At 61.6% G+C, this 18,880-nt stretch carries 17 protein-coding genes; 1 reads left to right on the plus strand and 16 read right to left on the minus strand.

Translation table 11 applies throughout. The annotated features are described in order from the left end of the window. Window positions 1-99: 99 nt before the first annotated feature. From BZG29_RS21350 to BZG29_RS21390, 9 genes are all read right to left on the minus strand, one after another. Window positions 100-2,124, minus strand: a complete 2,025-nt coding sequence (locus BZG29_RS21350) for an ATP-dependent DNA helicase (RefSeq protein WP_253192668.1) — start codon at window positions 2,122-2,124, stop codon at window positions 100-102. A gap of 61 nt (window positions 2,125-2,185) precedes the next feature. Next, window positions 2,186-2,386, minus strand: a complete 201-nt coding sequence (locus tag BZG29_RS21355; RefSeq protein ID WP_034752051.1) for a DUF465 domain-containing protein — start codon at window positions 2,384-2,386, stop codon at window positions 2,186-2,188. Between the two features lie 139 nt (window positions 2,387-2,525). Then, window positions 2,526-3,245, minus strand: coding sequence for a hypothetical protein (locus BZG29_RS21360; RefSeq protein WP_077407355.1), 720 nt, complete (start codon window positions 3,243-3,245; stop codon window positions 2,526-2,528). A 19-nt stretch (window positions 3,246-3,264) separates the two neighbouring features. Then, a complete protein-coding gene (zapE, locus tag BZG29_RS21365) occupies window positions 3,265-4,362 on the minus strand; it encodes a cell division protein ZapE (RefSeq protein ID WP_077407358.1) in 1,098 nt (365 codons plus the stop codon). 70 nt (window positions 4,363-4,432) lie between these two features. Further along, window positions 4,433-5,863, minus strand: coding sequence for a dihydrolipoyl dehydrogenase (gene lpdA / locus BZG29_RS21370; RefSeq protein ID WP_034752057.1), 1,431 nt, complete (start codon window positions 5,861-5,863; stop codon window positions 4,433-4,435). Next, entirely contained in the window at window positions 5,853-6,230 is a 378-nt protein-coding gene (locus tag BZG29_RS21375; RefSeq protein ID WP_077407361.1) for a PspC domain-containing protein, read from the minus strand. Before BZG29_RS21375 ends, lpdA begins: the two co-directional genes overlap by 11 nt. A gap of 94 nt (window positions 6,231-6,324) precedes the next feature. Further along, complete coding sequence (odhB, locus tag BZG29_RS21380) at window positions 6,325-7,581, minus strand: 2-oxoglutarate dehydrogenase complex dihydrolipoyllysine-residue succinyltransferase (RefSeq protein WP_077407365.1); 1,257 nt, start codon at window positions 7,579-7,581, stop codon at window positions 6,325-6,327. Window positions 7,582-7,690: 109 nt separating this feature from the next. Then, window positions 7,691-10,543, minus strand: coding sequence for a 2-oxoglutarate dehydrogenase E1 component (locus tag BZG29_RS21385; RefSeq protein ID WP_077407368.1), 2,853 nt, complete (start codon window positions 10,541-10,543; stop codon window positions 7,691-7,693). A 257-nt stretch (window positions 10,544-10,800) separates the two neighbouring features. After that, window positions 10,801-11,775, minus strand: a complete 975-nt coding sequence (locus BZG29_RS21390) for a LysR family transcriptional regulator (RefSeq protein WP_077407371.1) — start codon at window positions 11,773-11,775, stop codon at window positions 10,801-10,803. A gap of 117 nt (window positions 11,776-11,892) precedes the next feature. On the opposite strand from BZG29_RS21390, the gene BZG29_RS21395 reads away from it, so the two are divergent. Then, the gene (locus tag BZG29_RS21395; RefSeq protein WP_077407374.1) at window positions 11,893-12,348 is read left to right on the plus strand and encodes a hypothetical protein; all 456 of its coding nucleotides are present in this window, start codon (window positions 11,893-11,895) and stop codon (window positions 12,346-12,348) included. Window positions 12,349-12,419: 71 nt separating this feature from the next. Here BZG29_RS21395 and gltA read toward each other — a convergent pair whose 3' ends face one another. The 7 genes from gltA to BZG29_RS21430 form a co-directional block, all read right to left on the minus strand. Further along, window positions 12,420-13,721: a citrate synthase gene (gene gltA, locus BZG29_RS21400; protein WP_034752071.1), complete on the minus strand. Its 1,302-nt coding sequence runs from the start codon at window positions 13,719-13,721 to the stop codon at window positions 12,420-12,422. Window positions 13,722-13,842: 121 nt separating this feature from the next. Next, on the minus strand, window positions 13,843-14,124 hold the full coding sequence (locus BZG29_RS21405; RefSeq protein WP_034752073.1) for a succinate dehydrogenase assembly factor 2: 282 nt from the start codon (window positions 14,122-14,124) through the stop codon (window positions 13,843-13,845). Window positions 14,125-14,241: 117 nt separating this feature from the next. Further along, window positions 14,242-14,952, minus strand: a complete 711-nt coding sequence (locus tag BZG29_RS21410; protein WP_034752075.1) for a succinate dehydrogenase iron-sulfur subunit — start codon at window positions 14,950-14,952, stop codon at window positions 14,242-14,244. 9 nt (window positions 14,953-14,961) lie between these two features. After that, the gene (sdhA, locus tag BZG29_RS21415) at window positions 14,962-16,743 is read right to left on the minus strand and encodes a succinate dehydrogenase flavoprotein subunit (RefSeq protein WP_077407378.1); all 1,782 of its coding nucleotides are present in this window, start codon (window positions 16,741-16,743) and stop codon (window positions 14,962-14,964) included. Window positions 16,744-16,745: 2 nt separating this feature from the next. Continuing rightward, on the minus strand, window positions 16,746-17,111 hold the full coding sequence (gene sdhD, locus BZG29_RS21420) for a succinate dehydrogenase, hydrophobic membrane anchor protein (protein WP_034789102.1): 366 nt from the start codon (window positions 17,109-17,111) through the stop codon (window positions 16,746-16,748). Beyond that, on the minus strand, window positions 17,111-17,533 hold the full coding sequence (sdhC, locus tag BZG29_RS21425) for a succinate dehydrogenase, cytochrome b556 subunit (RefSeq protein ID WP_034789105.1): 423 nt from the start codon (window positions 17,531-17,533) through the stop codon (window positions 17,111-17,113). The genes sdhD and sdhC overlap by 1 nt, the downstream gene beginning before the upstream one ends. A 306-nt stretch (window positions 17,534-17,839) precedes the next feature. Next, window positions 17,840-18,733: a GntR family transcriptional regulator gene (locus BZG29_RS21430; protein ID WP_077407381.1), complete on the minus strand. Its 894-nt coding sequence runs from the start codon at window positions 18,731-18,733 to the stop codon at window positions 17,840-17,842. Window positions 18,734-18,880 lie beyond the last annotated feature (147 nt).

Below are 18,880 nucleotides of genomic sequence, written 5' to 3' on the forward strand. Positions count from 1 at the left end.
GCGCAAGCGGGCACCGCGCGAAAAACGCTATTCGCTTGATAACAAAGGGAAATATGCCGGCGCGCGGATGGCGCCGGCAGGCAGGACCTAAGCGAGGACTTAAGCACCCCTGGCGGGCAGGTTGCGGAAGAACTCCACCACTTCGGCGGTGTCGCGCGTGCGCTTGAACGGCGGCAGGCTTTGCCAGATGCGCTTGCCGTACGGCTTGGAAATCAGGCGCGGATCGCAGATCATCAGCACGCCCCGGTCGCCCTCGTCACGGATCAAGCGGCCCGCGCCCTGCTTCAGGTTGATGATGGCTTCCGGCAGCGAGTGGTGCATGAAGCCGTTCTTGCCCTGCTTTTCCATCACTTCGATGCGCGCCGCCAGCACCGGATCGTCGGGCGGCGCGAACGGCAGCTTGTCGATGATCACGAGCGACAGCGCATCGCCGCGCACGTCGACGCCTTCCCAGAAGCTCTGGCTGCCGATCAGCACGCCATTGCCGGCCGCGCGGAACTGGTCCAGCAATTCCGTGCGGCCCTTTTCTCCCTGCACGAACAGGGGGAAGTTCAGGCCACGCTGCTTGAATTCATCGGCCAGGCGCTCGGCCGCGCGCTTGACGGCGCGCAAGGTGGTGCACAGGAAGAAGGTGCGCCCGCCCGCCGCCTCGATGATGGGCAGCGCGCAGTCGATGACGGCGTCCGTGTAGCCCAGCGAGTTCGGCTGCGGCAGGTTTTGCGGCACGAACAGCAAGCCTTGCTGGCCATAGTCGAACGGCGACGGCCACGTATGCGACGGTTCGCCCGTCAAGCCCATCTGCTCGGAAAAATGCTTGAAGTCGTTTTTCACGGCCAGGGTGGCGGACGTGAAAATCCAGCTGCGCGGCGTGCCTTCGCGCTGGTTGTTGAAGATGGGCGCGATCGACAATGGCGTTTTATGCAATTGCAGGGAGCTGGAAAACGCTTCCACCCAGAACACGGCCTCCTCGCCGGCCGCCACTTTGGCCTTCGGGTCGAACTTCCAGCCGCTCAGCTGCTGCGCCAGCTCGACGCCGCGCACGCGGCACTGTTCCAGCGTTTCCGCCCGTTCCGCCTGGGTTTCCAGTACGGCGACCATGCCGTCAAGCTCGTCCTTGAGGGTGTCGAGCGCGGGAAAGAAGTCGCTCGACGGGGCGATCTGCGGCAAGGACAGGCGCACGATATCCTGCGGGAAGGTCAGGCGCAGGTCGCGCGCCGCCTTTTCCACCACCGTGACGGTCTTGGCCCAGTCGATGCCGCGCGCATGCGCGAGGCCCTCGGCCAGCACGTCGCGGCACAGTTCCAGGATTTGCGACGTCGACACCGTATTGCCAAAGAACAAAGTGGCCGTATCGGGCAGCTGGTGCGCCTCATCGAAGATGATGGTGTTGGCCGAGGGCAGCAATTCCGCCACGCCAGTATCCTTCAGGGCCACGTCGGCAAAGAACAAGTGATGGTTGACCACCACCACATCCGCCTGCTGGGCTTCCTTGCGGGCCTTCATGACAAAACAATCCTGGTAATACTGGCACTCGGCGCCCATGCAGGTGTCGCGCGTGGACGTCACCAGGTTCCAGATCATGGCGTTTTCCGGCACCTTGGTCAGCTCGGCCTTGTCGCCCGAGCTGGTCATCTTGATGAAGCGCGAAATTTCGCGCAGGTGGCCCACGTCGTCGCGCGACGTCATGCGCCCGTTTTGCAGGGTGCGTTCCAGGTGATAGTGGCAGACGTAGTTCGAGCGGCCCTTCAGCAAGGCGACGGACACGGGCGCCTGCAGCGCGGCGCGCACGGTGGGTATATCGCGCAGGAATAGCTGATCCTGCAAGTTTTTGGTACCGGTGGACACAATGGTCTTGCCGCCCCACATCAGGGCCGGCACCAGATAGGCGAAGGTCTTGCCTGTGCCCGTGCCCGCCTCGGCGATCAGGGTCGTCTGGCTGTCGATGGCGCTGGCGATGGCTTTCGCCATTTCCGTTTGCGAACGGCGCGGCTTGTAGCTGCCCACGGCCGGACCCAGCGGGCCGCCGGCGCCGAACAGGCGCTCGATGTCGGCATCGTGCTTGCCAGGCGGCGCCTGGAGTTCGGCTGGCAGATCGGCAGGCTGGCCATCTGGGTTTACTGGCAATAAATTGTGATCGGTCAAAATATACTTAGGTGAAGGCTGGACTGGACGCTACTGGCGCCCCTCAGGCGGGAACGTCGGGCACCAACTGCATTTTCAGCAAGGTGATGTGATCCTTCAATTGCAATTTGCGTTTTTTCAGGCGGCGCAGTTGCAGCTCGTCATGGTGGCCATCGAGTATCAGCAACTCGATGACGGCATCGAGGTCGCGGTGTTCCACGTTGAGTTCAATCAGGCGCCGCTCTATTTGCTGTGCATCGCTCATGTGTTGCGTTCCAGGCAGTGTTGGTAACGGTGTTGGGAAACCGGCGCGCGCAGCGTACGCAGGCAGCCAGTGGGCGTAGTTTAACCTGCCGCGCGGGTTAGGGCACGCCATTTCCGGCATGCCCCCCTGCGCAGCGGTGTTATTTGGCCGGCGGCACAGGCACAGCAACGGCCGGCGTGCTGGCAGCGGCGGCGGCCGCCTTGGCAGCCTTGGCCTGCGCTTCGGCCTGGCGCTCGGCCAGGCGTTGCGCCACCCGTTTCTGGCGCGCCACGGCGTCAGCCTGCTTGCGGGCATAGGCTGCTTCGCGGGCGGCGCGGCGCGGGGCATCGGCGGCGTCGGCGGCAGCCTGTTTCGCCACCTTCGCCGCGTGCTCAGCCTCGCGCTCGGCCACGCTCTTGCCTTTCGGCTTGGGCGGCGCCGGCTCGGGCGCGACCACTTTCACGGGCTTGGGCAGGGCCGCGGCACGCTGCTCGGCGTCCAGGCGCGCACTTTCCTGCGTCCGGGCCAGATCGATATCGCGCAGGCGCACGGACTCGGCGCGCTTGAAGTAATTCGCTTCCGCTTCGACGGCGCGCAGGCGCACGAGGATCAGGCGGCGCTTTTCCTTGGCCTTGTCCAGGCAGTTATTCACGAAAAACTTGTCGTAGCACTCCAGTTCGCGCGCGGCAAACTCGTTTTCCGCCGCCGCGCGCTCGCTGGCGACCAGCTTCAGCTTGGCGTCCGCCTCGTCCACCGACAAGGTGGCGGGCACCTGCGGCGCACCGACTTCATCCAACGCCGCGGCACCCTGGTGCGCGCAGGCGGACAACGCCAGGACCAGGCCCAGCGCCGCACCCAGCTTGTATAGTGTATTTGCCATTATGTTCCTTATCCCTGCCTCAAACGATCGCGTCGGCCGCGCCGCGCTGTTCTTTTTCCATGTATTCGCGCGATTGCATCTCGATGATACGCGAAACGGTGCGGTGAAACTCGTTGGCCAGCATGCCGTTCGTGTACAGCTCATCAGGCGCCACTTCGGCCGACATGATCAGCTTGACCTTTTGATCATAAAACACGTCGATCAGCCAGGTAAAGCGGCGCGCTTCGGACGACTGCGCCGCCGACATGGCCGGTATGCCGGACAAAATCACCGTATGGAAGCGGCTGGCGATTTCCAGGTAATCATTTTGCGAGCGGGGACCGCCGCACAGAGTCGCGAAATCGAACCAGATGATGCCGCCGGCGCGGCGCAGGCAATGGATTTCGCGGCTCTCGATGCGGATGCGCGCGTCTTCATCGGCCGTCTCGGCGATGCGCGTGTAAGCGTCGCGCAGGGAGCGGTCCGTGTCCGCACCCAGCGGGGTATAGTAACTTTCCACCTGTTCCAGCGCGCGGCCGCGGTAATCGACGCCCGCGTCGACGTTCATCACGTCGAGCTTGTCCTTCAGCAGCGCGATGGTCGGCAGCATGCGGTCGCGGTGCAGGCCGTCCGGATACAGCAGGTCGGGGTCGTAATTCGAGGTCATGATGAAGGACACGCCGTTGGCGAACAGGGCCGACAGCAGGTTGTACAGGATCATCGCGTCGGCGATGTCGGAGACGTGGAATTCATCGAAACAGATGAGACGGTATTTCTTGGCGATGCGCTTGGCCACCTCGTCGAGCGGGTCGGCCACGCCTTTCAATTCGTCGAGCTGCTGGTGCACGCCGCGCATGAATTCGTGGAAGTGCAGGCGCGTCTTGCGCACCAGGGGCACGACCGAGTAAAAACTGTCCATCAGGAACGATTTGCCGCGCCCCACCCCACCCCACATGTACACGCCTTTCGGCACGGCAGGACGGTTCAGCAGGCGCTTGAAGGTGCTCGAACGCTGGCCCTTGTAGGCCACCCACTCGTCATAGCACAGCTGCAGGCGGTCGACCGCGCGCCGCTGGGCGGCATCGGCCTTGAAATCACGCTTCTGCAGCGCGTGCTGGTAAAACTCTTCTACGTTCATGGGATTCGCTTTAACGCACAGGGGCGCCGGCGGAAAAAATCCGCGAGCGCCCCTGAAGGACTAACTACAATTAAAAGTTCAACGTGCGCTTGTCAACCGCCAGTGCCGCTTCCTTGGTCGCTTCCGACAGGGATGGGTGAGCGTGGCAAATGCGCGCGATGTCTTCGGCCGAAGCCTTGAATTCCATCGCCACGACGGCTTCGGAAATCAGTTCGGACGCCATCGGGCCGACGATGTGCACGCCGAGGATTTCATCGGTGGTCGCATCGGCCAGGAATTTCACCATGCCCGAGGTGTCGCCCAGCGCGCGCGCACGGCCGTTGGCCATGAACGGGAAGGTGCCGGCCTTGTAGGCGATGCCTTCCGCCTTCAGGGTTTGCTCGGTCTTGCCGACCCACGCGATTTCCGGCGAGGTGTAGATTACCCAAGGAATCGTGTTGAAGTTGGTGTGACCGTGCTGGCCGGCGATACGCTCGGCCACGGCAACGCCTTCTTCTTCGGCCTTGTGCGCCAGCATCGGGCCGCGCACGACGTCGCCCACCGCCCACACGTTCGGCAGGTTGGTCTTGCAGTCGCCGTCGACGGCGATGAAGCCGCGTTCGTCCAGCTGCAGGCCGACCTTGTCGGCACCCAGGCCATTCGTGTTCGGCGTACGGCCGATCGAGATGATCAGCTTGTCGAACACGGCTTTTTGCGCTTCGCCCTTGGCGTCCACGAATTCCACGGTGACGTCTTTCTTGCCTGGCGTGATCGCACCGATCTTGCAACCGAGGTTGATCTTCAAGCCTTGCTTGGTGAACAACTTCGACGCTTCCTTGGCGATCTGCTCGTCGACGGCGCCCAGGAAGACCGGCAGGCCTTCCAGCACGGTGACGTCGGAACCCAGGCGGCGCCAGACGCTGCCCATTTCCAGGCCGATCACGCCGGCGCCGATGACGCCCAGCTTGGCTGGTACGGCGTCGATGGCCAGTGCGCCCGTGTTCGACAGGATCAGTTTCTCGTCGAAAGGTGCGCCCGGCAGTTCGCGCGCGTTCGAACCCGTGGCGATGACCACGTGCTTGGCCGTCAGGGTTTCGTTGGCTTCGCCCGTCACACTGATGTCGTACGTGCCAGCGGCGGCAGCGGCGAAAGCGGCGCGGCCGTGGAAGAAGGCGATCTTGTTCTTCTTGAACAGGTACAGGATGCCGTCGTTGTTTTGCTTGACGACGGTGTCTTTGCGCTTGAGCATCTGGCCCAGGTTCAGCTTCAGGCCGGCGACGTCGATGCCGTGCTCGGCGAAGCTGTGGCCCGCGTGTTCGAAATGCTCGGACGATTGCAGCAGCGCTTTCGACGGGATGCAGCCGACGTTGGTGCAGGTACCGCCAGGCGCGGCGCCGCCCTTGGCGTTCGACCACTCGTCGACGCAAGCGACGGAAAAGCCCAGCTGCGCTGCGCGGATGGCGGCGATGTAGCCGCCAGGGCCCGCACCGATGACAACTACGTCAAATTGTTTAGTACTCATGTTTTGTTATTCCAATCTCTTCGTCTGGTACGAAAATCCACAATAGAAGGTAAATCACCACGCCGAAGCCGAAGGTCAATGTAAACAGGACGAAGACGAGGCGCCAGATCCACGCTTCCATGCCGGAAGCGCGGCCCAGGCCGCCGCAGACGCCGCCGAGCCAGCGGTCGTTGCGCGACCGGCGCAGGCGGTTGAATTCCTGCACCAGGTCGTTCGCGGGGCCGGAAGCGGCGCCGGACGCGTTGTCCGGCTTGTCCAGGTTGATATTGCTCAGGAGCTTGGCTTTCGCTTGCGCGAATTCCGCGTCGCTCAGGGCACCTGCCAGATGCAACTCGTGCAGACGCTTGATTTCTTCAGAGACGTTCATGGGAATCCTCTTTCATTGAGATCAGCCAGCTGCGTCTTCTGGCAAGGGGTATCAGCTACATTGCCCCGGCGGCTACGCCGGGGGACTACAGTGCTTACAGGTCCAGCAGCAGGCGTGCAGGATCTTCCAGCGCTTCTTTCATCGCCACCAGGCCCAGGACGGCTTCGCGGCCGTCGATGATGCGGTGGTCGTAGGACATGGCCAGGTAGTTCATCGGACGCACCACGATCTGGCCGTTTTCGACAACGGCGCGGTCCTTGGTCGCATGCACGCCCAGGATGGCCGATTGCGGCGGGTTGATGATCGGGGTCGACAGCATGGAGCCGAAGGTGCCGCCGTTCGAGATCGAGAACGTGCCGCCCGTCAGGTCGTCCAGGGTCAGCTTGCCTTCCTTGGCTTTCGCGCCGAATTCACCGATTTTTTTCTCGATGTCGGCGATCGACAGCTGGTCCGCGTTGCGGATGATAGGCACGACCAGGCCGCGCGGCGAACCGACAGCGATGCCGATGTCGAAGTAGCCGTGGTAGACGATGTCGTTGCCGTCAACGGAGGCATTGATGATCGGGTACTTTTTCAGGGCGGCGACGGCGGCCTTGACGAAGAAGGACATGAAGCCCAGCTTGACGCCGTGCTCTTTCTCGAACTTGTCCTTGTACTTATTGCGCAGGTCGATGACCGGCTGCATGTTCACTTCATTGAACGTGGTCAGGATGGCGTTCGTCGATTGCGATTGCAGCAGGCGCTCGGCGATACGTGCGCGCAGGCGGCTCATCGGCACGCGCTCTTCAGGGCGGTCGCCCAGGCTGGCGGCCGACGGCGTGGCAACTTGCTGCAGCGCTGGCTTAGCAGCGGCTGGCGCCAGCGGCGCGACAGCTGGCTTGGCGGAAGCGGCCAGGGCGTCGCCCTTGGTCACGCGGCCGTCTTTGCCCGAACCGGCGACGTCGCCAGCGGACAGGCCTTTTTCGGACAGGATCTTGGCGGCGGCAGGCATGGCGACATCGCCTTTGGTCGCAGCGGCTGGCGCGGACGCGGTAGCGGCGTCTTGTGCGGCGGCAGCCAGGGCTGGCACAGGCACGGCCGACACTTCCATCGGGCTGACCTTGGCCGAGCCGTCGGTGTCGATGATGGCGATGACTTCGCCGGCGACGACGGTAGCGCCGTCAGCCTTGATAATTTGAACGATCACGCCAGCGGCGGGCGCCGGCAGTTCCAGCACCACTTTATCGGTTTCGATATCGATCATGTTTTCGTCGCGCGCAACTGCTTCGCCGACTTTCTTGTGCCATGCCAGCAGGGTCGCTTCTGCAACCGATTCCGACAACTGGGGAACTTTGACTTCGATTTGTGCCATGTAAAACTCCGTTTATTTTGTTATTGCGGCGCCGCCCCTGCGTAGCAAGGGCGGCGCTCCGTCATCATCTTGATCAGGCGCAATGCGCATCGCACGGCGCCCGTTATCCTTACTTGGTCAGGATAAAACCCTTCAGCTTCGAGAATGCCGTTTCCAGCAGATCTTTTTGCTGGGCGTAGTGCTTGTCATAGTAACCGACAGCAGGCGACGCCGAAGCAGGACGGCCGGCGTAAGCCAGACGCTGACCCGATTCCAGGCCTTCGAAGATGTTGTGCTGGATCTGGAACCAGGCGCCCTGATTTTGCGGCTCGTCCTGCGCCCAGACGACTTCGACCAGGTTCGGGAACTTCTTCAGTTCAGCAGCGAACGACTTGTGCGGGAACGGATACAGCTGTTCCAGGCGCACGATGGCCGTGTCGGTCTGGCCGCGGGTCTTGCGTGCATTGACCAGGTCGTAGTAAACCTTGCCCGAGCAGGCGACCACACGCTTGACTTTCTTGGCGTCGATTTTGTCGTCGACTTCGCCGATGACGGTCTGGAAACCGCCCTTGGCCAGGTCGGTCAGCGGCGAACCGGCATCCTTGTTGCGCAACAGCGACTTCGGCGTCAGGATGACCAGCGGCTTGCGGAACTGGCGCACCATCTGGCGGCGCAGCAAATGGAAGATCTGCGAAGCCGTCGTCGGCTGCACCACTTGCATGTTGTTGTCTGCGCACAGCTGCAGGAAACGCTCTGGACGCGCGGACGAGTGCTCAGGACCCTGGCCTTCGTAACCGTGCGGCAGCATCATGACCAGACCGGAAGCGCGGCCCCACTTCACTTCGCCGGAGCTGATGAATTGGTCGATAACCACTTGCGCGCCGTTGGCGAAGTCGCCGAACTGGGCTTCCCAGATCGTCAGGGTGTTCGGTTCAGCGGTCGAGTAGCCGTATTCGAAGGCCAGTACGGCTTCTTCGGACAGCACCGAGTCGATGACGGTGAACGGCGCCTGGTTGTCCGACACGTTTTGCAGCGGAATGTAGGTGCCTGCATCCCAACGCTCGCGGTTTTGGTCATGCAAGACGGCGTGACGGTGCACGAAGGTGCCGCGGCCGGCGTCCTGGCCCGTCAGGCGGATGGCGTAGCCGGACGATACCAGCGAAGCGTAGGCCAGGTGTTCGCCCATGCCCCAGTCCAGGTTCATTTCGCCACGGCCCATGGTGCCGCGGTCGCCCAGTACTTTTTCAACCAGCGAGTGGACCTTGAAGTCTTCCGGCACACTGGTGATGCGGGTGGCCAGGCGTTTCAGTTCCGTCATCGGCACGGCGGTGTCGGCCGAATCGGTCCATTTCTTGTTCAGGAACGGCAGCCAGTCGACGGCGTACTTGTTCTTGAAGTTCGAGATGACCGGATCGACGGTATGCTTGCCGGCGTCCATGGCGTCGCGGAATGCGGCCACCATCTTGTCGCCGCCATCGGCAGGGATCACGCCTTGCGCTACCAGCTTGTCCGCGTACAGCTTGCGGGTGCCTGGATGCTGGCCGATCTTCTTGTACATCAGTGGCTGCGTCAGTGCCGGCGTATCTTGCTCGTTGTGGCCAAGCTTGCGGTAGCAGATGATGTCGAGGACGATGTCCTTCTTGAATTCCATGCGGTAGTCGAGCGCGATCTGCGTCGCCAGCACCACGGCTTCCGGATCATCGGCGTTGATGTGCAGGACCGGTGCTTCGATCATCTTGACGACGTCCGAGCAGTACAGGGTCGAGCGGGCATCGCGCGGATCCGAGGTGGTGAAACCGATCTGGTTGTTGATCACGATATGCACCGTGCCGCCGGTATGGTAGCCACGGGTTTGCGCCAGATTCAGCGTTTCCATGACCACGCCCTGGCCGGCGAAAGCGGCATCGCCGTGCACCAGGATCGGCAGCACTTGCGCGCCCTGCGCGTCGCCGCGGCGATCCATGCGGGCCTTGACGGAACCTTCGACCACAGGGTTGACGATTTCCAGGTGCGACGGGTTGAACGCCAGCGACAGGTGGACCGGGCCGCCTGCGGTGGAGATGTCCGACGAGAAGCCTTGATGGTATTTCACGTCGCCGGCAGGCAGGTCGTCGCCATGCTTGCCTTCGAATTCTTCGAACAGTTCCTGCGGCGCCTTGCCCAGGGTGTTCACCAGCACGTTCAGGCGGCCGCGGTGGGCCATGCCGATAACGATTTCCTGCACGCCTTTTTCGCCGGCGCGCTGGATGGTTTCATCCATCGAGGCGATGAAGGTTTCGCCCCCTTCCAGGGAGAAGCGCTTCTGGCCCACGTAGCGGGTGTGCAGATAGCGTTCCAGGCCTTCAGCCGCGGTCAGGCGGTCGAGGATGTGGATTTTTTTCTCTGGGGTGAAATTCGGGGTGGAGCGGATCGCTTCCAGTTTCTCTTGCAGCCAGCGCTTTTCGGCCGGGTCGGAGATGTACATGAATTCGGCGCCGATCGAGCGCGTGTAGGTATCGCGCAGATAGTTCAGCAGATCGCGCAGGGTGGCGGTCTCGGGGCCAAAATAGGTATTGCTGATGTTGAACACGGTGTCCATGTCCGCGTCGGTGAAACCGTAGAAGCTCGGCTCGAGCTCAGGGATCATCGGACGTTCCTGGCGTTGCAGCGGATCCAGGTTGGCCCAGTGCGACCCGAGGTAGCGGTAAGCGGCGATCAGCTGCGTGGCGGCGACGCGCTTGCGGCCCATTTCAGCATCGAAGGAAGCGGTCACTGTGCGGATCGGACCAGCTTTTGCGCGCTCGGCGAACGAGGCGACGACGGAGGCATGCGCCACGTCAGGCTTGTTGGTGCCATCGACGGCAGGCACGTGCTGCATCGCGTCGAAGTAGGAACGCCAGTTATCGGGTACCGAGCCTGGGTTGTTCAGATACGCCTCGTACAGGTCTTCCACGTACGGAGCATTCCCACCAAACAGGTAGGAGTTGGTCGTTAATTGCTGCATATATTGCTCACCTTTCTTCGCGTTTCGCGAGGAATTAGCGGGTTAATCTAACCTTCCGCGACACGGCCTGACCGGTTAGCGGATTGCACATCAAGTTGTGGGGAAGGGCTTTTTTATTGCACCAGCATTCTGCATACCGTCATTTAGAATAGCACGCGGTATTGTAACGCAACAACCGCTAGTTGAATTTTATTTGGCAAGCAAATGTAAGCTGTGTTGCTGATTTTCCCGGGCTTGCAAGCCTGTCACTGTTGCGCTTACAGCACATCCGCAGCCCTGCCGGCGTGCCGCTTGCGCCCAACTGGTCTGCCCGGCAACGGCGCCGCCGCGATGGCCGCCAGCCAATCGGGATCGCCGGCAAACCACTCGACCAGGAAGTCGAGCATGGTGCGCAGCAGGGGCGACATGTGCTGGCGCGAGGTGTAGATGCCGTAGATGCCCATGTCCTGCGGCTGATACGCGGGCAGGAGCTCCACCAGCTGCCCGCTGGCGATCAGCGGCGCGGCCGAATAGCGCGGCTGCATGGCGATGCCCGCCCCCGCCACCGTGGCCACCAGCAGGACCAGCGACTCATTCGCCGACAGGCGGCCGCTGACGGGGACAGTGAGCGCTTCCCCGTCGTGCGTAAACTGCCACAGGCTCTTGCCGAAATACGTGTACGTCAGACAGTTGTGCAGGGCCAGGTCTTCCGCCCGGCGCGGCGTGCCGTGCGCCGCCAGGTACGATGGTGCGGCGCACACCACCGAAGCGCAGCTGGCCAGCTGGCGCGCGATCAGGTTTGGCTCGAGCGCGTTCGTAATGCGGATCGCCAGGTCGATGCGCTGCTCCACCAGGTTGACGGCGCGGTTCTCCATCTGCAGGTCGACGGCGGCGCGCGGGTAGCGCCGCAGGTAAGCGGTCACTGCGCCGGCCAGCGCCGTCTGCGCCAGCGATTGCGAGCAGGTGATGCGCAACAAGCCATGCGGCGTGTCGAGACCTTCGGGCGACGTGACGGCCATGGCGCCGGCCACTTCCAGCATCTGCCGGCAGCGCGCCAGGGTCGCTTCGCCCGCATCCGTCAGGCTCAAACGGCGCGTGGTGCGATGCAACAGGCGCGCCCCCGCCCACTGCTCCATCTCGGCCAGGTAGCGCGTCACCATGGCGCGCGACATGTCGAGCGCCTCGCTGGCGGCGACCATGCTGCCACGCTCGGCGATGGCGACGAATACTTGTGCGGCGGTGATGCGGTCCATGCGGGTACTCCCTTGATTCATCCGATTCATGCAACTAAGTATTGCAATCTACCCTATTTGTCTCCCCTGGTCGAAAGGATAATATGCGACAAGAGTATCTAATATCGAAAGAATAATATGCTTCCATGCGCCGCCCGCCTCTCCCGCACCCTGGAAACCTTCCGCCTCGATGTGCTGGGCCGCGCACCGTCCACTTCGCTGCTGCTGAGCGGCGTGGCCGACGCCATCCTCGTCAATACCCAGTTCCTGCGCGACGATGCGGCGCAGTTAGCGCACACCATCGCCGCCAGCGGCAAGCGCCTGACCACCATCTATATCAGCGCGGCCGAGCCGCAAGCCTATTTCGGCCTGGGCGTGCTGCAGCAAGCCTTTCCGCATGCCCGCATCCTCGCCAGCGGCGCCACGGTCGAGGCGATCCGCCGCCAGGCCGGCGCCAGGGTCGCCCACTGGGGCGGCATCCTCAAGCACAATGCGCCGCGCCGTATCGTCCTGCCGCACATCCATGAGGGCGCCAGCCTGCCGCTCGAAGGCGGCAGCGTGTGCCTGCAGTCGCTGCTGGCGGCGCTCGACTGATCCGGGCATCTTCCGCGCGCATAAAAAAACGGGCCGAAGCCCGTTTTTTGTTTGCTCGATACCGCTCTGGATTAACGCTTGTCCAGTGGCAGTACTTCGCGCGTGGTCGAACCGACGAACAGCTGGCGCGGACGGCCGATCTTTTGTTCCGGGTCGGCGATCATTTCGTTCCACTGGGCGATCCAGCCGATCGTACGGGCCATAGCGAAGATACCGGTGAACAGCGATACCGGGATGCCCAGCGCCGATTGCACGATGCCCGAGTAGAAGTCGACGTTCGGGTACAGTTTGCGCGACACGAAGTATTCGTCGTTCAGCGCAATCTTTTCCAGTTCCATCGCCAGCTTGAACAGCGGGTCGTCTTGCAGACCCAGTTCTTGCAGCACTTCGTAGCAGGTTTCACGCATCAGCTTGGCGCGTGGATCGAAGTTCTTGTACACGCGGTGGCCAAAGCCCATCAGCTTGACGCCCGAGTTCTTGTCCTTGACTTGCGCGATGAAGGCAGGGATGTTCTCGACGGTGCCGATTTCCTTCAGCATGTTGAGTGCCGCTTCGTTGGCGCCGCCGTGGGCAGGGCCCCACAGGCAGGCGATACCGGCAGCGATACAGGCGAACGGGTTGGCGCCCGACGAACCGGCCAGACGGACGGTCGAAGTCGATGCGTTCTGCTCGTGGTCCGCGTGCAGGATCAGGATGCGGTCCAGGGCGCGCACCAGCACGTCGTTGACCTTGTACTCTTCGCACGGATTGGCAAACATCATGTGCATGAAGTTGGCGCTGTACGACAGGTCGTTGCGTGGGTACACGAACGGCTGGCCGACCGAGTACTTGTAGGTCATGGCGACCAGGGTTGGCATCTTGGCGATCAGGCGGATGGCCGACACTTCGCGGTGACGCGGGTCGTTGATGTCCAGCGAGTCATGGTAGAACGATGCCAGCGCGCCGACGGTGCCCACCAGGACCGACATCGGATGCGCATCGCGGCGGAAGCCACGGAAGAAGAATTGCATCTGTTCGTGCACCATCGTGTGCTTGGTGACGGTGTCGACGAACTTGGCTTTCTGCGCCGCGTTCGGCAGTTCGCCGTTTAGCAGCAGGTAGCACGATTCCATGAAGTCGGCGTTGACGGCCAACTGTTCGATCGGGTAACCACGGTACAGCAGCTCGCCCTTGTCGCCATCGATGTAGGTGATCGACGAGTTGCAGGCGGCCGTCGACATAAAGCCTGGGTCGTAGGTGAACTTGCCGCTACCGGCGTACAGTTTGCGGATGTCGATGACGTCCGGGCCAACCGTGCCTTTGTAGATTGGAAATTCAAGCGATGGGCTGCCATCGGAGAACGACAGGGTAGCTTTTGTGTCAGAGATATTCATGGGCTCTTCCTTCTCGGGAGTGAGTCGAAATTAAAATCAAAAATTCTGGCTGCAATTCGCACCGCACTCGGCAGTACTACAGCGCGCCACTCGCACCGTTTGCAATATATCGCCCAGGCGTCTAGGCAATGCGCAGTCGTTGCAGCAGTGCGCGCACATGCGGCAGATCGACTTCGCCTTCCGGCTCTTTACGGGCCAGTACCAGATCCATTAACGCATTGTCCGATAAATCCAGCAAACGCGTCAGCGCGTCAACTTCTTCATCGGTCAATTCGGTTTCATACGCATCGAGAAAACGGGTCAGGATAATGTCGTTTTCCAGCAGGCCACGGCGTGAACGCCAGCGCAGGCGGGCGCGGTTGGCCGGGTCGGCCTGATGCGAGGACAAAATTGATTCTGTCATTTGGTTTACCACTTTACGTGTGCCTCGCGGCACGGTGCTGCTTTGCAGGCGCCGCCTGCAGGCAAGAGAGGATACCCTCTTCCCGCAAACGGCGCCCGGCGGACGCGATCACGAGGATCAGATCGCGCGGCGGACCATCAATTCCTTGATCTTGCCGATCGCCTTGTTCGGGTTCAACCCTTTCGGGCAGACGTCGACGCAGTTCATGATCGAATGGCAGCGGAACAGGCGGTACGGGTCTTCCAGGTTGTCCAGACGCGCACCCGTGGCTTCGTCGCGCGAATCGGCGATGAAGCGGTAGGCTTGCAGCAGGCCGGCAGGACCGACGAACTTGTCCGGATTCCACCAGAACGACGGGCACGACGTGGAGCAGCATGCGCACAGGATGCACTCGTACAGGCCATCGAGTTCTTCGCGCTGTTCCGGCGACTGCAGGCGTTCTTTTTCAGGCGGAATCGAATCGTTGATCAGGAAAGGCTTGATCGAATCGTACTGCTTGAAAAATTGCGTCATGTCGACGATCAGGTCGCGGATGACCGGCAAGCCTGGCAACGGACGCAGCACGATAGGCTCCGACAGTTCGTTCAGGTTGGTCGTGCATGCCAGGCCGTTCTTGCCGTTGATGTTCATCGCGTCCGAACCGCACACGCCTTCGCGGCACGAGCGGCGCAGGGCCAGCGAGTCATCGACGTCCGCCTTGATGCGCTGCAATGCATCGAGCAGCATCTTGTCGGTGTCCTTCAGTTCGACCGTCAGGTCTTGCATGTACGGCTTGGCATCCTGGTCAGGATCGTAGCGGTAGATTTTGAATTTAAGAGTGCGTGCCATGGTATAGCCTTAGAAAGTACGTGGTTTCGGTTTGAAGGTATCAACCGTCAGCGGCTTGGTCACGACTGGCTTGTATTCCAGTCGGTTGCCTTCCGAATACCACAGAGTGTGCTTCATCCAGTTGTCGTCGTCACGTTGCGGATGGTCGTCCTGGGCGTGCGCGCCGCGCGATTCCTTGCGGGCTGCTGCCGAGACGATGGTCGCTTTCGCCGTTTCGATCAGGTTGTCCAGCTCCAGCGCTTCCACGCGGGCCGTGTTGAACACCATCGATTTGTCCTTGAACGAGACGTGCTTGCGGCGCTCGTCAAGCTTCATGATTTCGATCACGCCCTGGTCCAGCATCGCGTCGGTACGGAACACGCCACAGTACTTCTGCATGGTGGCGCGAATCTCGTTCGCCACGCCCTGCACGGTTTCCGTGCCGGTCGAGTTTTCCAGGCGCGCCAGGCGGCCCATGGCGAAATCGGCAGCGTCGGCTGGCAACGACTTGTTTTCCTTGGCTTTCAGGCCGCTGTTGACGATGTGGTTACCGGCCGCGCGGCCGAAGACCACCAGGTCGAGCAGCGAGTTCGTGCCCAGGCGGTTGGCGCCGTGCACGGAGACGCAGGCGCATTCGCCGATCGCGTACAGGCCGTTGACGACTTTCGCCGAATTGTCCGGACCGGTCGGGGTGACGACCTGGCCGTGGATGTTCGTCGGAATGCCGCCCATCTGGTAGTGAATCGTCGGCACGACAGGAATCGGTTCCTTGGTGGCATCGACGTTGGCGAACTTGTGGCCGATTTCCAGGATCGACGGCAGGCGCTTGGCGATGGTATCGGCGCCGATATGGCGCAGGTCCAGCATCACGTGGTCCTTGTTCGGACCGCAGCCGCGGCCTTCCTTGATTTCCTGGTCCATCGAACGCGAAACGAAGTCGCGCGGCGCCAGATCCTTCAAGGTTGGCGCATAGCGCTCCATGAAGCGCTCGCCTTCGCTATTGATCAGGATGCCGCCTTCGCCGCGCACGCCTTCGGTGATCAATACGCCCGCGCCGGCCACGCCGGTCGGGTGGAACTGCCAGAATTCCATGTCCTGCAGCGGCAGGCCGGCGCGTGCCGCCATGCCCATGCCGTCGCCGGTGTTGATGAAGGCATTGGTCGACGCGGCAAAGATACGGCCTGCGCCGCCCGTTGCCATGACCGTCGTTTTTGCTTCCAGGATCATGCATTCGCCGGTTTCCATTTCCAGCGCAACAACACCGATCACGTCGCCGTCGGCGTCACGGATCAGATCGAGTGCCATCCATTCGACGAAGAAGTGCGTACGGGCGCGCACGTTGCGCTGGTACAGGGTGTGCAACAGGGCGTGACCGGTACGGTCGGCTGCCGCGCAAGCGCGCTGCACCGGCTTTTCGCCGAAGTGGGCCGTGTGGCCGCCGAAAGGACGCTGATAGATGGTGCCGTCAGGGTTGCGGTCGAATGGCATGCCGAAGTGTTCCAGCTCGTACACGACCTTCGGTGCTTCGCGGCACATGAATTCGATGGCATCCTGGTCGCCCAGATAGTCGCCGCCCTTGACGGTGTCGAACATATGCCAGAACCAGTTGTCTTCGGCCATGTTGCCGAGCGACGCGCCGATACCGCCCTGCGCCGCAACAGTGTGCGAACGGGTCGGGAAAACTTTCGACAGGACAGCGACGTTCAGACCGGCTTCAGCCAGCTGCAACGACGCGCGCATGCCGGAACCGCCGGCGCCAACGATTACCGCATCAAAGCGGCGGGTAGGGATTGCAGATTTATATGCTGCCACGATTACACACTCCAGAGTATCTGTACCGTCCAGCCGGCACAAGCGATCAACCACAGCATGGTGGCAATTTGCAGGGTCATGCGGAGGCCAACGCTTTTCACGTAGTCCATCCAGATATTGCGTACGCCGACCCATGCGTGGTAGAACAGGGCGACAAACGTCACCAGGCTGAATAATTTGAACCATTGCTGTGCAAACAATCCTGCCCAGCCTTCATAGCTGAAGTTGCTGCCGGTCAGGAAGGCGATCAGCAGGATGGCGACGTAGGCCACCATGACGAGGGCAGTGACGCGTTGCGCCAGCCAGTCGCGCAAGCCGTAATGGGCGCCGACGACGAGGCGTTTCGGTCCGATGTTATTGTTTGCCATTAAAATACTCCAAACAGTTTCAAAGCGACCAGAGCGGTCAGTACCAGGCTGATCACCAGAACGAACTTGGCGGTATTGCGCGCGGGTTCTTTCTCGGCGGCGACGTGCACGTCCATGAGCAAGTGGCGGATGCCGGCGCAGAAGTGATGCAGGAAGGCCCAGACCAGACCCAGCGTGATCAGCTTGACGAACCAGTGCGAGGCGATGCCCTGGAAGTAGGCGTAGGACATTTCGGAACGCAGGCTCAGTTCCAGCATGTACAGGATGCATGGCAGCAGGGCGAAAATGATGATGCCGCTGATACGATGCAGGATCGAGACGATGGCGCCGATCGCCATGCGGTAGTTCGACAATTCGGTAACATGGATGTTACGGAATTGCGGCCGTTCTTTTTTTGGTACTTCTCTTACGGCTTCAGACATAACAAAAACCTCCCCTTTGAATTTCAACTAAATATTGAAGCCGCGATTTTCGCCGATTTTCGCAACCCATACCAATATCTATTGTTACATATAACCAAAATGGTTTTTTACTACAAAATACCGCGCTACTTTCCGTAGTTCACGTAATTTAATTACAGAATCGCCGGCAAAACACGGCCCGCCGGGGCGGGCCATGCTGTCGCTGCGCTTTCCGTTGTCTCCGTTGCCCGCCTTGCGGCAGGCATCTTGCAAGCGATGCACTTCAGCCTTGCTGCTTGTCCGGACGCCCACGGGCGCCCCGCCGCTTCAGCTGAGTTCATTCTGATAATGATGGCGACTGGTCAGGTACAGGCCCCGGCGCAGTTCGACCGGCTTGTCGCCGTAGGTAAACGACACGCGCTCGGAACTGAGCAGGGGCGTGCCGAGGTCGATATTTAACAATTGCGCGGCGCCCGCGTCGGCGCACACGGCGCGGATCTGCTCGGACGCGCGGATCATGCGCGTGCCGAATTCCGTTTCGAACAGGCCATACATGGGACCCTTGTACTCCACCAGGCGCTCGGCCGTCAGGCCCTTGAAGATCAGGCCGGGCAGCCACAATTCCTCGACGATGGTCGGCACGCCGTCGAAATACTGCACGCGCTTGATGAAGATCACGGCGTCGCCGGACTTCAGGTCCATCAGGCGCGCCACGTCGGCCGGCGCGCGCACGCGCTTGACCTCAATAAACTTGCTTTCGGGATAATGCGGCACGCCCTCGTCCGGCACCAGGCGCAGGAAGCGGAAATGCGCGCGCGCCTCATGGTGGGTGGAAACGAAGGTGCCCTTGCCCTGGCGGCGCATGACGAGATTCTCGGCGGCCAGTTCATCGATGGCCTTGCGCACCGTGCCCTGGCTGACCTTGAAACGGCCCGCCAGCTCGACCTCGCTGGGAATCAGTTCGCCCGGCTTCCATTCGCCCGATTGCAGGCTCTGCGTGATGAGCGCCTTGATCTGCTGGTACAGGGGACTGAAGGTGGGCGAAGCATTCGCGGCAGGCGCGGGCACGGCGGTGGTGGCAGTGGTATTGACGCTGGCGACAGGGGCGGCGGCGGTGCTGGCCGCTGCGGCAACAGGCGTGGCCGGGGTGCCCGCGGTCGGACTGACCGCCCCGCTTGCAGCAGTGGCATTGTTGGTCAGATTGGACGAGGCGGAATTCATAGTCCGACATTTCAACACAAATCACTGCCCGCGTCCAGTAAAACACACGTAGTTATCTGTCTTATATAAGACATAAGATAGGATTGACAGATAGAGATCGGAGGCCTAAACTGCCCTCGATAAAACTTGTGAGCCAGCGTTTTATGT

The sequence above is a fragment of the Janthinobacterium sp. LM6 genome (assembly GCF_002002885.1).
Classification (GTDB): domain Bacteria; phylum Pseudomonadota; class Gammaproteobacteria; order Burkholderiales; family Burkholderiaceae_D; genus Janthinobacterium; species Janthinobacterium kumbetense.

What these genes read in the sequence shown, in the direction of transcription:
- zapE (WP_077407358.1), bottom strand. Translation starts at nt 4,362, where the DNA reads ATGAACGTAGAAGAGTTTTACCAGCACGCGCTGCAGAAGCGTGATTTC.
- BZG29_RS21390 (WP_077407371.1), bottom strand. Translation starts at nt 11,775, where the DNA reads ATGGACCGCATCACCGCCGCACAAGTATTCGTCGCCATCGCCGAGCGT.
- sdhC (WP_034789105.1), bottom strand. Translation starts at nt 17,533, where the DNA reads ATGTCTGAAGCCGTAAGAGAAGTACCAAAAAAAGAACGGCCGCAATTC.
- BZG29_RS21410 (WP_034752075.1), bottom strand. Translation starts at nt 14,952, where the DNA reads ATGGCACGCACTCTTAAATTCAAAATCTACCGCTACGATCCTGACCAG.
- BZG29_RS21430 (WP_077407381.1), bottom strand. Translation starts at nt 18,733, where the DNA reads ATGAATTCCGCCTCGTCCAATCTGACCAACAATGCCACTGCTGCAAGC.
- BZG29_RS21375 (WP_077407361.1), bottom strand. Translation starts at nt 6,230, where the DNA reads ATGAACGTCTCTGAAGAAATCAAGCGTCTGCACGAGTTGCATCTGGCA.
- sdhD (WP_034789102.1), bottom strand. Translation starts at nt 17,111, where the DNA reads ATGGCAAACAATAACATCGGACCGAAACGCCTCGTCGTCGGCGCCCAT.
- BZG29_RS21385 (WP_077407368.1), bottom strand. Translation starts at nt 10,543, where the DNA reads ATGCAGCAATTAACGACCAACTCCTACCTGTTTGGTGGGAATGCTCCG.
- odhB (WP_077407365.1), bottom strand. Translation starts at nt 7,581, where the DNA reads ATGGCACAAATCGAAGTCAAAGTTCCCCAGTTGTCGGAATCGGTTGCA.
- lpdA (WP_034752057.1), bottom strand. Translation starts at nt 5,863, where the DNA reads ATGAGTACTAAACAATTTGACGTAGTTGTCATCGGTGCGGGCCCTGGC.
- BZG29_RS21355 (WP_034752051.1), bottom strand. Translation starts at nt 2,386, where the DNA reads ATGAGCGATGCACAGCAAATAGAGCGGCGCCTGATTGAACTCAACGTG.
- BZG29_RS21360 (WP_077407355.1), bottom strand. Translation starts at nt 3,245, where the DNA reads ATGGCAAATACACTATACAAGCTGGGTGCGGCGCTGGGCCTGGTCCTG.
- gltA (WP_034752071.1), bottom strand. Translation starts at nt 13,721, where the DNA reads ATGAATATCTCTGACACAAAAGCTACCCTGTCGTTCTCCGATGGCAGC.
- BZG29_RS21405 (WP_034752073.1), bottom strand. Translation starts at nt 14,124, where the DNA reads ATGACAGAATCAATTTTGTCCTCGCATCAGGCCGACCCGGCCAACCGC.
- BZG29_RS21395 (WP_077407374.1), top strand. Translation starts at nt 11,893, where the DNA reads ATGCTTCCATGCGCCGCCCGCCTCTCCCGCACCCTGGAAACCTTCCGC.